This is a genomic window from Streptomyces sedi (assembly GCF_006335015.1).
Classification (GTDB): domain Bacteria; phylum Actinomycetota; class Actinomycetes; order Streptomycetales; family Streptomycetaceae; genus Streptomyces; species Streptomyces sedi.
The window spans coordinates 72,080-84,039 of the sequence record NZ_VDGT01000017.1; the positions used below are offsets into that span (position 1 = coordinate 72,080).

The 11,960-nt window shown below is 72.9% G+C and carries 11 protein-coding genes; 1 reads left to right on the forward strand and 10 read right to left on the reverse strand.

The window, feature by feature from the left end; all coding sequences use genetic code 11:
- Positions 1–129: 129 nt before the first annotated feature.
- The 8 genes from pyrF to pyrR form a co-directional block, all read right to left on the reverse strand.
- The gene (pyrF, locus tag FH715_RS20715; RefSeq protein WP_139647557.1) at positions 130–978 is read right to left on the reverse strand and encodes an orotidine-5'-phosphate decarboxylase; all 849 of its coding nucleotides are present in this window, start codon (positions 976–978) and stop codon (positions 130–132) included.
- Positions 975–2,114 carry a quinone-dependent dihydroorotate dehydrogenase gene (locus FH715_RS20720; RefSeq protein WP_139647559.1) on the reverse strand — a complete coding sequence of 380 codons (1,140 nt, stop codon included), beginning with the start codon at positions 2,112–2,114 and terminating at the stop codon, positions 975–977. Before FH715_RS20720 ends, pyrF begins: the two co-directional genes overlap by 4 nt.
- Entirely contained in the window at positions 2,111–5,431 is a 3,321-nt protein-coding gene (gene carB, locus FH715_RS20725) for a carbamoyl-phosphate synthase large subunit (RefSeq protein ID WP_139647560.1), read from the reverse strand. The genes FH715_RS20720 and carB overlap by 4 nt, the downstream gene beginning before the upstream one ends.
- A complete protein-coding gene (gene carA, locus FH715_RS20730; protein ID WP_139647562.1) occupies positions 5,424–6,569 on the reverse strand; it encodes a glutamine-hydrolyzing carbamoyl-phosphate synthase small subunit in 1,146 nt (381 codons plus the stop codon). The genes carB and carA overlap by 8 nt, the downstream gene beginning before the upstream one ends.
- Positions 6,566–7,186 carry a PH-like domain-containing protein gene (locus FH715_RS20735; RefSeq protein ID WP_139647564.1) on the reverse strand — a complete coding sequence of 207 codons (621 nt, stop codon included), beginning with the start codon at positions 7,184–7,186 and terminating at the stop codon, positions 6,566–6,568. Before FH715_RS20735 ends, carA begins: the two co-directional genes overlap by 4 nt.
- Entirely contained in the window at positions 7,183–8,478 is a 1,296-nt protein-coding gene (locus FH715_RS20740; RefSeq protein WP_139647565.1) for a dihydroorotase, read from the reverse strand. Before FH715_RS20740 ends, FH715_RS20735 begins: the two co-directional genes overlap by 4 nt.
- A complete protein-coding gene (locus FH715_RS20745; RefSeq protein ID WP_139647567.1) occupies positions 8,475–9,479 on the reverse strand; it encodes an aspartate carbamoyltransferase catalytic subunit in 1,005 nt (334 codons plus the stop codon). The genes FH715_RS20740 and FH715_RS20745 overlap by 4 nt, the downstream gene beginning before the upstream one ends.
- A 90-nt stretch (positions 9,480–9,569) precedes the next feature.
- Positions 9,570–10,142, reverse strand: coding sequence for a bifunctional pyr operon transcriptional regulator/uracil phosphoribosyltransferase PyrR (pyrR, locus tag FH715_RS20750; protein ID WP_139647569.1), 573 nt, complete (start codon positions 10,140–10,142; stop codon positions 9,570–9,572).
- A 196-nt stretch (positions 10,143–10,338) separates the two neighbouring features.
- On the opposite strand from pyrR, the gene bldD reads away from it, so the two are divergent.
- Complete coding sequence (gene bldD / locus FH715_RS20755) at positions 10,339–10,839, forward strand: transcriptional regulator BldD (protein WP_062215586.1); 501 nt, start codon at positions 10,339–10,341, stop codon at positions 10,837–10,839.
- A gap of 74 nt (positions 10,840–10,913) precedes the next feature.
- Here bldD and nusB read toward each other — a convergent pair whose 3' ends face one another.
- On the reverse strand, positions 10,914–11,339 hold the full coding sequence (gene nusB / locus FH715_RS20760) for a transcription antitermination factor NusB (RefSeq protein ID WP_097229976.1): 426 nt from the start codon (positions 11,337–11,339) through the stop codon (positions 10,914–10,916).
- Positions 11,340–11,341: 2 nt separating this feature from the next.
- Positions 11,342–11,908 (reverse strand): elongation factor P, encoded by a 567-nt coding sequence (gene efp / locus FH715_RS20765; RefSeq protein ID WP_139647572.1) that lies wholly within the window; start codon positions 11,906–11,908, stop codon positions 11,342–11,344.
- Positions 11,909–11,960 lie beyond the last annotated feature (52 nt).

An 11,960-nucleotide genomic window follows, 5' to 3' on the forward strand; every position in this document is an offset into this window, starting at 1 on the left:
CGGTGGAGTTGACGCTCCCAGGAACGTTTCGGCGGCTCTTTCGTTGACCCCGGAGCACCCCCGGCGACGGGTGGCGGGGCCGCGGCCTGCCCGTTCCGTCCCGTTCGCCCCACCCGGGCCGGGCCCGGGTCAGCCCAGGACCCGGGCCAGCGCGACCGCCTCGCGCTCCGCCGCCGCGCGCAGTCCCGCCTCCGAGGGGCCCTCGCGCAGCACCGAGCGGCTGGCCGAGGGCAGCACCTGGCCGAGCGCGGCGCCGAAGACCCGGGGCAGGTCCTCGGCGGTCGCGCCCTGCGCGCCGAGGCCGGGCGCCAGGAGCGGGCCGTTGATGGTCAGTTCGAGGGATGAGTCCAGGTTCGTCGCGCCGACCACCGCGCCGAAGGAACCCCAGGGCTCGGCGCCCGCGTTCTCCCGCGCGAGCCGGTCCAGGACCGCCTGGGCCAGCGGCCTGCCGGAGGCGGTGCGGGCGGTCTGCGGCTCGGCGCCCTCCGGGTTGGAGGTGCGGGCCAGCACGAACGCCCCCGCGCCGTCCGCGCGGGCGCGTTCCAGCGCGGGACGCAGCGACTCGTAGCCCAGATAGGGCGTGAGGGTCACCGCGTCGCAGCGCAACGGGGCGCCCGCGCCGAAGTACGCGCCGGCGTACGCCGTGACGGTGGAGCCGATGTCGCCGCGCTTGACGTCGAGCAGCACCAGCGCGCCGGCCGATCTGGCGTCGGCGACCGCGCGCTCCAACACGGCGACGCCGCGCGACCCGTGGCGCTCGTAGAAGGCGGACTGCGGCTTGAACACCGCCACGCGGTCGGCGAGGGCCGCCACCACGGTGTCGGTGAACCGGGCGAGCCCCGAGGCGTCGTCCTCAAGACCCCAGGCGGCCAGCAGCTCGGGGTGCGGGTCGATGCCGACGCAGAGCGGGCCGCGCCGGTCCATGGCCTGGCGCAGCCGGGCGCCGAACGGTGCGGGCGGGGAGGCGGGAGGGGTCATGGACGGGCGCTCCTCACGTCAGCGCCGACCGCGTCGGCGAGTGTGGTGTGCGGGCTGGCCGCCAGCCGCCGGGCCAGGCCCCGGTGGAGGGCGCTGGTCCAGCCGGGACCGGCGTAGACGAAGCCGCTGTAGCCCTGCACCAGGGTGGCGCCGGCGAGCACGCGCTCCCACACGTCGTCGGCGTTCTCCACGCCGCCGACGCCGACCAGCGTGACGCGGTCGCCGACGCGGGCGTAGAGCCGGCGGAGCACGGCGAGCGAACGTTCCCGCAGCGGGGCGCCCGAGAGGCCGCCGGCGCCGAGGGCGGCGACCGCCTCGGGGCGGGCGCGCAGGCCCTCCCGGGAGATGGTGGTGTTGGTGGCGATGATCCCGTCCAGGCCCAACTCCACGGCCAGGTCGGCGACCTGGTCGAGGTCCTCGTCGGCGAGGTCGGGCGCGATCTTCACCAGCAGCGGCACCCTCCGGTCGGGAACGGAGCGGTCGGCCGCCTCCCGGACCGCCGTCAGCAGCGGACGCAGCCGGCTGGTGGCCTGGAGGTCACGCAGCCCGGGGGTGTTGGGCGAGGAGACGTTGACGACCAGATAGTCGGCATGGCGGGCCAGGCGTTCGGTGCTGGTGACGTAGTCCTGGACGGCATCCGATTCGGGGACGGCCTTGGTCTTGCCGATGTTGACGCCGAGCGCGGGGCGGTCGGGGCCGAGGGCGGCGAGCCGGGCGGCGACGGCGGCCGAGCCCTCGTTGTTGAAGCCCATCCGGTTGAGCAGCGCGCGGTCGGTGGGGACGCGGAAGAGGCGGGGCGTGGGGTTGCCCGGCTGAGGCTGGCCGGTGACGGTGCCGATCTCGACGAAGTCGAAGCCGAGCAGCGCCAGGCCGCGGACACCCACCGCGTTCTTGTCGAAGCCGGCGGCCAGGCCGAACGGTCCCGGCAGCCGCATCCCCAACGCCTCGACGGCCAGCGCCGGATGCGGGGGCGCGAAGCGGGCGGCGACGGCGGCGCGCAGCCCCGGCACGCGCGCCGCGAGCCGGATCAACGCGAACGCGCCGTGGTGGGCGCGCTCCGCGTCGATCCGACGCAGCACCGTGCGGTAGGCCAGCCGGTAGAGACGGTGGTCGCGTGGGTCGCGTGCGGTGCTCATCGGGTGCGCGCCGCGATCAGCTTCTGGGCGTGCTCCTGGAGCGAGGCCACGCCGACGTCGTCCCGCAGCAGCGCGTCGATGCCCTGCACGGCGGCGGCCAGCGCCTGCACGGTGGTCAGGCAGGGCACGCCCCGGGCGACGGCCGCGGTGCGGATGTCGTAGCCGTCGAGCCGGCCCCCGGTGCCGAAGGGGGTGTTGACGATGAGGTCGACCTGCCCGTCGTGGATCAGCTGGACGATGGTCGGCTCGCCCTCGGGCCCGGTGCCCTCGCTCTGCTTGCGGACCACGGAGCAGTCGATGCCGTTGCGCCGCAGCACCTCGGCGGTGCCCGACGTGGCCAGCAGCTCGAAGCCGTGCTCCCGCAGGGCGCGCGCGGGGAAGACCACGGCGCGCTTGTCGCGGTTGGCGACCGAGACGAAGGCGCGGCCACGCAGCGGCAGCGCGCCGTAGGCGCCGGCCTGGGACTTGGCGTAGGCGGTGCCGAAGACCGAGTCCACGCCCATCACCTCGCCGGTCGAGCGCATCTCGGGGCCGAGGACGGTGTCCACGCCGCGCCCGTGCACGTCGCGGAACCTGGCCCAGGGCAGCACGGCCTCCTTGACGGAGATCGGCGCGTCCAGCGGCAGCGCCCCACCGTCGCCCTGAGCCGGGAGCATCCCCTCGGCGCGCAGCTCGGCGACGGTGGCGCCGAGCGAGATCCGGGCGGCGGCCTTGGCCAGCGGCACGGCGGTGGCCTTGGAGGTGAACGGCACGGTGCGGGAGGCGCGCGGGTTGGCCTCCAGCACGTAGAGGATGTCGCCGGAGAGCGCGAACTGGATGTTGATCAGGCCGCGCACCCCGACTCCCCTGGCGATGGCCTCGGTCGAGGCGCGCAGCCGCTTGATGTCGTGGCCGCCGAGGGTGATCGGCGGGAGGGCGCAGGCCGAGTCGCCGGAGTGGATTCCGGCCTCCTCGATGTGCTCCATCACGCCGCCCAGGTACAGTTCCTGGCCGTCGTAGAGGGCGTCGACGTCGATCTCGATGGCGTCGTCGAGGAACCGGTCGATCAGCACCGGGTGTTCGGAGATCAGCCCCGCGTGGTGGCGCAGGTACTCCTCCAGCGCCGGCTCGTCGTAGACGATCCGCATCCCCCGGCCGCCCAGCACGTAGCTGGGGCGGACCATCACGGGGTAGCCGATGCCGGCGGCGATGGCGCTGGCCTCCTCGAAGGAGAACGCCGTGCCGTACTTGGGCGCGGGCAGCCCCGCCTCGGCCAGCACCCGGCCGAAGTGGCCGCGTTCCTCGGCGAGGTTGATCGCCTCGGGCGAGGTGCCGACCACCGGCACGCCGTTGTCCTTGAGCGCCTGGGCCAGGCCGAGCGGGGTCTGGCCGCCGAGCTGGACGAGGACGCCGGCGACGGGGCCGGCCAGGGTCTCGGCGTGCACGATCTCCAGGACGTCCTCCAGGGTGAGCGGCTCGAAGTAGAGCCGGTCGGAGGTGTCGTAGTCGGTGGAGACGGTCTCGGGGTTGCAGTTGACCATGACCGTCTCGTAGCCGGCGTCGCTGAGCGCGAAGCAGGCGTGGACGCAGGAGTAGTCGAACTCGATGCCCTGGCCGATGCGGTTGGGCCCGGAGCCCAGGATGATCACGGCGGGGCGTTCGCGCGGGGCGACCTCGCTCTCCTCGTCGTAGGAGGAGTAGAGGTAGGGGGTGCGGGCGGCGAACTCGGCGGCGCAGGTGTCGACGGTCTTGTAGACCGGGCGCACGCCCAGCGCGTGGCGCACCTCGCGCACCACGTCCTCGCGCAGGCCCCTGATGCCGGCGATCTGGGCGTCGGAGAAGCCGTGCCGCTTGGCGTGGGCGAGGAGCGCGGGGTCGAGTTTCTCGGCGTCGCGCAGCTCGTCGGCGATCTCCCTGATGAGGAAGAGCTGGTCGACGAACCAGGGGTCGATGCGCGTCGCCTCGAAGACCTCCTCGGGGGTGGCGCCGGCGCGGATGGCGCGCATCACGGTGCCGAGCCGCCCGTCGGTGGGGGTGGCGGCCAGCCGCAGCAGCCGCTCCCGGTCCTCCTCGGGGGCGGGCGCGCCGGTGAAGTCGAAGGGCGCGTCCTTCTTCTCCACGGAGCGCAGCGCCTTGTTGAGCGCCTCGGCGAAGTTCCGGCCGATGGCCATGGCCTCGCCGACGGACTTCATGGTGGTCGTCAGCGTGGCGTCGGCGGCGGGGAACTTCTCGAAGGCGAACCGCGGGACCTTGACCACCACGTAGTCGAGCGTCGGCTCGAAGGAGGCGGGGGTCTCCCGGGTGATGTCGTTGGGGATCTCGTCGAGGGTGTAGCCGACGGCGAGCCGGGCGGCGATCTTCGCGATCGGGAAGCCGGTCGCCTTGGACGCCAGCGCGGAGGAACGGGAGACCCGCGGGTTCATCTCGATGACGACGACCCGGCCGTCGTCCGGGTTGACCGCGAACTGGATGTTGCAGCCGCCGGTGTCGACGCCGACCTCGCGGATCACGGCGATGCCGATGTCCCGCAGCACCTGGTACTCGCGGTCGGTCAGCGTCATCGCGGGCGCGACGGTGATGGAGTCGCCGGTGTGCACGCCCATCGGGTCCAGGTTCTCGATGGAGCAGACGACCACCACGTTGTCGTTGCGGTCCCGCATCAGCTCCAGCTCGTACTCCTTCCAGCCGAGGATGGACTCCTCAAGGAGCACCTCGGTGGTCGGGGAGAGCGCGAGGCCCTGGCCGGCGATGCGGCGCAGCTCGTCCTCGTCGTAGGCGAACCCGGAGCCGGCGCCGCCCATGGTGAAGGACGGGCGGACCACCACGGGGTAGCCGCCGAGCCCGTCGACGCCGGCCAGCACCTCGTCCATGGTGTGGCAGATCACCGAACGGGCGGACTCGCCGTGCCCGGTGCGCTCGCGGACGGCGGCGACCACGTCCTTGAACCGCTCGCGGTCCTCGCCCTTGTGGATGGCCTCGACGTTGGCGCCGATCAGCTCCACGCCGTAGCGCTCCAGGGTGCCGTCGCCGTGCAGCGCGACGGCGGTGTTGAGCGCCGTCTGGCCGCCGAGGGTGGCCAGCAGCGCGTCGGGACGCTCCTTGGCGATGATCTTCTCGACGTACTCGGGGGTGATGGGCTCGACGTAGGTGGCGTCGGCGATCTCGGGGTCGGTCATGATCGTCGCCGGGTTGGAGTTGACCAGCACGACCCGCAGCCCCTCGGCCCGCAGCACGCGGCACGCCTGGGTGCCCGAGTAGTCGAACTCGGCCGCCTGGCCGATGACGATCGGGCCGGAGCCGATGACCAGGACGGACTCGATGTCGGTGCGCTTAGGCACGCTGGCCCTCCATCAGGGAGACGAAGCGGTCGAAGAGATAGGCGGCGTCGTGCGGCCCGGCGGCGGCCTCCGGGTGGTACTGCACGCTGAACGCGGGCCGGTCCACCAGCCGCAGCCCCTCGACCACGTCGTCGTTGAGGCAGACATGGGAGACCTCGGCGGCGCCGAAGGGGGTCTTCGACGTGCCCTCCAGCGGGGCGTCGACGGCGAAGCCGTGGTTGTGCGCGGTGACCTCGACCCGGCCGGTGGACAGGTCCTTGACCGGCTGGTTGATGCCCCGGTGGCCGTACTTGAGCTTGAAGGTGGGGAAGCCGAGGGCGCGGCCGAAGACCTGGTTGCCCAGGCAGATCCCGAAGAGCGGGGTGCCGCGCTCCAGCACGCCGCGCATCAGCTCGACCGGGTGGTCGGCGGTGCCGGGGTCGCCCGGGCCGTTGGAGAAGAACACCCCGTCGGGGCCGGACGCGTAGACCGTCTCCAGGTCGGTGGTGGCGGGCAGCACGTGCACCTCGATGCCGCGCTCGGCCATCCGCCGGGGGGTCATGCCCTTGATGCCGAGGTCGACGGCGGCGACGGTGAACCGCCGGGGGCCGACGGCCTCCACCACGTAGGGCTCCTCGGTGGCGACCTCGTCGAAGAGCGGGGCGCCGACCATCGCGGGCGCCGAGCGGACCCGCTCCAGCCGGGCCCCCGGCCCCTCGGCGAGCGCGTCGCCGGAGAAGATCCCGCACCGCATCGCGCCGCGTTCCCGCAGGTGGCGGGTGAGGGCGCGGGTGTCGACGCCCTGGATGCCGACGACGCCCTGGGCGGCCAGCTCCTCGTCAAGACCCCGGCGTGAACGCCAGTTGGAAGGGGTGCGGGCGGGGTCGCGCACCACATAGCCGGCGACCCAGATCCGGCGGGACTCGGGGTCCTCGTCGTTGACGCCGGTGTTGCCGACGTGCGGGGCGGTCATGACCACGATCTGGCGGTGGTAGGACGGGTCGGTCAGGGTCTCCTGGTAGCCGGTCATGCCGGTGGAGAAGACGGCCTCGCCGTGGGTCTCGCCCACCGCGCCGTAGGCCAGGCCGGTGAAGACCCGGCCGTCCTCCAAGACCAGCTCGGCGGGGGTCCTTCCGCCGGGCCGGGTGGTGGCGTTCATCGTGCGCCCTCCGGTTCGTTCGTCTGCGAGGGCCGGGCGGCGTCGGCCGGCGGGTTCGGGTGGTGGTGGCCGAGTGCCTCGACCCAGGCGGCGTGCTCGGACGCCAGGTCGGAGCGGAAGCCTGAGTCGAGTACCCGCTCGCCCAGCCGCCAGGTGATCACCAGCAGGCCGCCCTCGGTGAGGACCTTGCCCGCGATGCCCTTGTCGAGGCGGGCGCCGAGCACGTGCTCGGCGGGGATCAGGAAGTCGCCGGCGCCGGGCCTGGCGACGGTCACGCCCCGCTCGGTCAGGGCGACGTCGGCGCGGCTGCGCACGCCGAGTCCGTGGGCCACGATCCGCTCCAGCCACTGGCCGGCGACGGTCGAGCCGTGGTAGCGGCCGGTGAACGACAGCCGCGGCGCGCCCGGCTCGCCCGGGAGCGGCTCGGGCTCCGGCAGGTCGCTCTGGAGGGTGGCGCGCCACTTCCAGCCCTGCCGCATCAGCCAGTAGACCAGGGCGACCAGCAGCAGCAGGCCGATCACCCAGCCGATGCGCTCGGCCCAGTCGGTGACCGGCTGGGAGCGCCGCTCCCCGTCCTCGGCGGCGAGCGTGGCCAGCAGGGTTGCTCCGGGGGTCATACCAGGGCTCCGTTCCGCAGCGTGGCCCGGCCGCGCAGCCAGGTGTCGGTGACCCGGCCGGGGAGTTCCAGGCCACGGTAGGGGCTGTTGCGGCTGCGGGAGGCGAAGGCCCCCGGCTCGACCGGGGCGCGGTGGTCCGGGTCGACGAGCGTCAGGTTCGCCGGCTCGCCGGGGGCGACCGGGCGGCCGTGTCCCGGCAGCCTGCCGATGGTGGCGGGGCGGGCCGACATCCGGTCGGCGACCTGCGACCAGTCGAGCAGCCCGGTGTCGACCATGGTGTGCTGCACGACGGAGAGCGCGGTCTCCAGGCCGACCATCCCCATGGCCGCCGCGCCCCACTCGCAGTCCTTGTCCTCGTGCGGGTGCGGGGCGTGGTCGGTGGCGACGCAGTCGATGGTGCCGTCGGCGAGCGCCTCGCGCAGCGCGAGGACGTCCTGCTCGGTGCGGAGCGGCGGGTTGACCTTGTAGACCGGGTCGTAGGAACGCACCAGCTCGTCGGTGAGCAGCAGGTGGTGCGGGGTGACCTCGGCGGTGACCCGCCAGCCCTTGGACTTGGCCCAGCGGACCAGCTCGACGGAGCCGGCCGTGGACAGGTGGCAGACATGCACCCGGGAGCCGACGTGCGCGGCGAGCAGCACGTCCCTGGCGATGATCGACTCCTCGGCGACGGCCGGCCAGCCGGTCAGCCCCAGCTCGGCGGAGACGACGCCCTCGTTCATCTGGGCGCCCTCGGTCAGCCGCGGCTCCTGGGCGTGCTGGGCGATGACGCCGTCGAACGCCTTCACGTACTCCAGCGCGCGCCGCATGATCACCGCGTCGTCGACGCACTTGCCGTCGTCGGAGAAGACGACGACGCCGGCGGCCGACTCGTGCATCGCGCCCAGCTCGGCCAGCTGCCTGCCGCCCAGTCCGACGGTGACGGCGCCGACGGGCTGGACGTCGCAGTAGCCGGAGGCGCGGCCGAGCCGCCAGACCTGCTCGACGACGCCGGCGGTGTCGGCGACGGGGAAGGTGTTGGCCATGGCGTGCACGGCGGTGAAGCCGCCGGAGGCCGCCGCCCTGGTGCCGGTGAGCACCGTCTCGGAGTCCTCGCGGCCCGGCTCCCGCAGATGGGTGTGGAGGTCGACGAGCCCGGGCAGCAGCACGCGGCCCTCGGCCTCGACCACGGTGGCCCCCTCGCCGGTCAGGCCGGTGCCGACCTCGGCGACGGTCTCGCCGTCGACCAGCACGTCGGTGGCCGGCCCGCCGAGGAGCCTGGCGCCTCGGATCAGGGTCCGCTGGGTGTCGCTCATGCTCGGTTCCCTCGTGTCGCTTCGGCGCCGCGCGGCGTGGCGCCCTTCGGTTCTTCGTCGCCCGGGCCCGCGCCGCCCAGCAGCAGGTAGAGGACCGCCATCCGCACGTCGACGCCGGCGGAGACCTGCTCGACGACGGTGCAGCGCGGGGAGTCGGCGACCTCGGCGGTGATCTCCATGCCCCGGTTCATCGGGCCGGGGTGCATCACGACGGCGTGCTCCGGCATCCGCGCCATCCGCTCCCCGTCGAGGCCGTAGCGGCGGGCGTACTCCCGCTCGGTGGGGAAGTACGCCGCGTTCATGCGCTCGCGCTGGACGCGCAGCATCATCACCGCGTCGGAGTCGGGCAGCACGGCGTCCAGGTCGTAGGAGACGGCGCACGGCCAGCTCTCGACGCCGACGGGCACCAGTGTCGGCGGGGCGACGACGGTGACCTCGGCGCCCAGCGTGGTCAGCAGCCGCACGTTGGAGCGGGCGACCCGGCTGTGCAGGATGTCGCCGACGATGGTGACGCGCCGGCCGGCGAGGTCGGCGCCCAGCGCGCCGTCGGCCAGCCGGCGGCGCAGCGCGAACGCGTCCAGCAGCGCCTGCGTCGGGTGCTCGTGGGTGCCGTCGCCCGCGTTGACCACGTGGCCGCCGATCCATCCCGAGGTGGCCAGGCGGTGGGGGGCACCGGAGTCGTGGTGGCGGATGACGACGGCGTCGGCGCCCATGGCCTGGAGCGTGAGCGCCGTGTCCTTCAGGGACTCGCCCTTGGAGACCGAGGAGCCCTTGGCCGAGAAGTTGATGACGTCGGCGGAGAGCCGCTTGGCGGCGGCCTCGAACGAGATGCGCGTCCTGGTGGAGTCCTCGAAGAACAGGTTGACCACCGTTCGGCCGCGCAGCGTGGGGAGTTTCTTGATCGGCCGGCCGGCGACGCGGGACAGCTCCTCGGCGGTGTCGAGGATCAGCACGGCGTCGTCGCGGGTGAGGTCGGCGGCCGAGACGAGGTGGTGCTTCATCGTGGGTGAGCCTTCCTGAAGGCAGGAGGGTGCCGGTGTGCGGGGTGGGAGTCGCCGGGGCTGGCCCGGGGTGGCGCGCGGACCGGGGCGCTATCGGCCGGTCTCGGGGGCGCGGGTGCCGAGCAGCACGCCGTCGCGGCCGTCCTCCTCGGTGAGCCTGACCTTGACGGTCTCGCGCAGCGAGGTCGGGATGTTCTTCCCGACGTAGTCGGCGCGGATCGGCAGCTCGCGGTGGCCGCGGTCGACCAGGACCGCCAGCTGCACGGCGCGCGGCCGGCCGATGTCGCCGAGCGCGTCCAGCGCGGCCCTGATGGTGCGTCCGGAGAAGAGCACGTCGTCGACGAGGACGACCAGCCGTCCGTCGACGCCGGACTCGGGGATCTCGGTGCGGCCCAGCGCGCGGGCCGGGCGCAGCCGCAGGTCGTCGCGGTACATCGTGATGTCGAGCGAGCCGTGCGGGACCGGGTGCCCTGTGATCTCGCGGAGCCGGTCGCCCAGCCGGCGGGCCAGGAAGACCCCCCTGGTCGGGATGCCGAGAAGCAGCACGTCGTCGGCGCCCTTGGCGCGCTCGACGATCTCGTGCGCGATGCGGGTCAACGCCCGCGCGATGTCCGGCGCCTCCAGGACGGAACGGGCCGGGCTCGTGTCGTGGTCACCACTCATGGGTGTGCGGACCTCCTTGACCGCCTCACGGGACGGACGTTAAAGGATGTCGGGTGGAACGGCGTCGACCCTACCAGGGCAATCCGCACGCTCCGCATCGTCCCAGGTCAGAGGAAACTCTCCGGTCTCGGCTTGACGAGAGATATCACGCTGCGTAACCTCACAGTGAGTTACGAAAAGCCGTCCGGGGAGACACATGTCCAGCGAATACGCCAAACAGCTCGGAGCCAAGCTCCGGGCCATCCGCACCCAGCAGGGTCTGTCGCTTCACGGGGTCGAGGAGAAGTCCCAGGGCCGCTGGAAGGCCGTGGTGGTCGGTTCCTACGAGCGCGGCGACCGGGCCGTGACCGTGCAGCGCCTCGCGGAGCTGGCGGAGTTCTACGGAGTGCCGGTCCAGGAGCTGCTGCCGGGCTCGACGCCCGGTGGCGCCGCCGAGCCGCCGCCGAAGCTGGTCCTGGACCTGGAGCGCCTGGCCAACGTGCCGAGCGACAAGGCCGGCCCGCTCCAGCGCTACACGGCCACCATCCAGAGCCAGCGCGGCGACTACAACGGCAAGGTGCTCTCGATCCGCCAGGACGACCTGCGCACCCTCGCCGTGATCTACGACCAGTCGCCCTCGGTCCTGACCGAGCAGCTCATCAGCTGGGGCGTGCTGGGCGCGGACGCGCGGCGGGCCGTGCAGGCCGAGGAGGGCTGAGCGCGCGAACGGGGCGGGGCCGGTCCCCCGTGAGGGAGATCCGGCCCCGCCCCGTTCCGCCGTCGTGCGTCGCGTCAGCGGCGCAGGGTGGGCTTGAGGTCCTTCAGCCGTCCGAGCAGTCCGTTGACGAAGGTCGGGGACTCCTCGGTGGAGAACTCCCGCGCCAGCTGGACCGCCTCGTCGAGCACCACGGCGTCCGGCGTCTCGTCCTCCCAGATCAGCTCGAAGGCGCACAGCCGCAGGATGTTCCGGTCGACGACCGGCATCCGGTCCAGCGGCCAGCCCACGGTGTACTGGGCCAACAGCTCGTCGATGCGCTCCGCCCGCTCGACATAGCCCTCGACCAGCCGCCTGGTGAACTCGCTGACCGGCGGCTGGCGTTCGTCCGTGGTCGCCAGCCTGGCCCAGTCGGCGAGCACCTCGGTGGGCTTGGCGCCGCGCTGGTCGGCCTCGAAGAGGATCTGAAGGGCTCGTTTGCGCGCCTTGCTGCGGGCAGCCACGGTTAGCTGTTCACCCGGCCAAGGTATTCGCCGGAGCGGGTGTCGACCTTGATCTTCTCACCGGTGGTGATGAAGAGGGGGACGCCGATCTCGTAGCCGGTCTCCAGCTTGGCCGGCTTGGTGCCGCCGGTGGAGCGGTCGCCCTGCACACCGGGCTCGGTGTACTCGATGACCAGCTCGACGGCCGCCGGCATCTCCACGAAGAGCGGGTTCTCCTCGTAGATGGCGACGGTGCAGTCCTGGCCCTCCAGCAGGTAGTTCGCCGCGTCGCCCACCGTCTCGGGGTTGATCGGCAGCTGGTCGTAGGTCGAGGTGTCCATGAAGACGTAGTCGGCGCCGTCCTTGTAGGAGAACTGCATCGACCTGCGGTCGACCGTGGCCGTCTCGACCTTGGTACCGGCGTTGAACGTCTTGTCCACCACCTTGCCGGAAAGCACATTCTTGAGCTTGGTACGTACGAAGGCGCCGCCCTTGCCGGGCTTGACGTGCTGGAACTCGACTACGGACCAGAGCTGGCCCCCGTCGAGCTTGAGCACCATGCCGTTCTTGAGGTCGTTCGTGGTGGCCACGGTCGTGGATTCTCCTGAGGCTGCCGCAAGTGGACCGACCCGTCACTCCCGG

Excerpts from the sequence above, each read along its gene's own strand:
- pyrF (WP_139647557.1), bottom strand. The coding sequence starts at position 978 with ATGACCCCTCCCGCCTCCCCGCCCGCACCGTTCGGCGCCCGGCTGCGC.
- FH715_RS20720 (WP_139647559.1), bottom strand. The coding sequence starts at position 2,114 with ATGAGCACCGCACGCGACCCACGCGACCACCGTCTCTACCGGCTGGCC.
- carA (WP_139647562.1), bottom strand. The coding sequence starts at position 6,569 with ATGAACGCCACCACCCGGCCCGGCGGAAGGACCCCCGCCGAGCTGGTC.
- FH715_RS20735 (WP_139647564.1), bottom strand. The coding sequence starts at position 7,186 with ATGACCCCCGGAGCAACCCTGCTGGCCACGCTCGCCGCCGAGGACGGG.
- FH715_RS20740 (WP_139647565.1), bottom strand. The coding sequence starts at position 8,478 with ATGAGCGACACCCAGCGGACCCTGATCCGAGGCGCCAGGCTCCTCGGC.
- FH715_RS20745 (WP_139647567.1), bottom strand. The coding sequence starts at position 9,479 with ATGAAGCACCACCTCGTCTCGGCCGCCGACCTCACCCGCGACGACGCC.
- pyrR (WP_139647569.1), bottom strand. The coding sequence starts at position 10,142 with ATGAGTGGTGACCACGACACGAGCCCGGCCCGTTCCGTCCTGGAGGCG.
- bldD (WP_062215586.1), top strand. The coding sequence starts at position 10,339 with ATGTCCAGCGAATACGCCAAACAGCTCGGAGCCAAGCTCCGGGCCATC.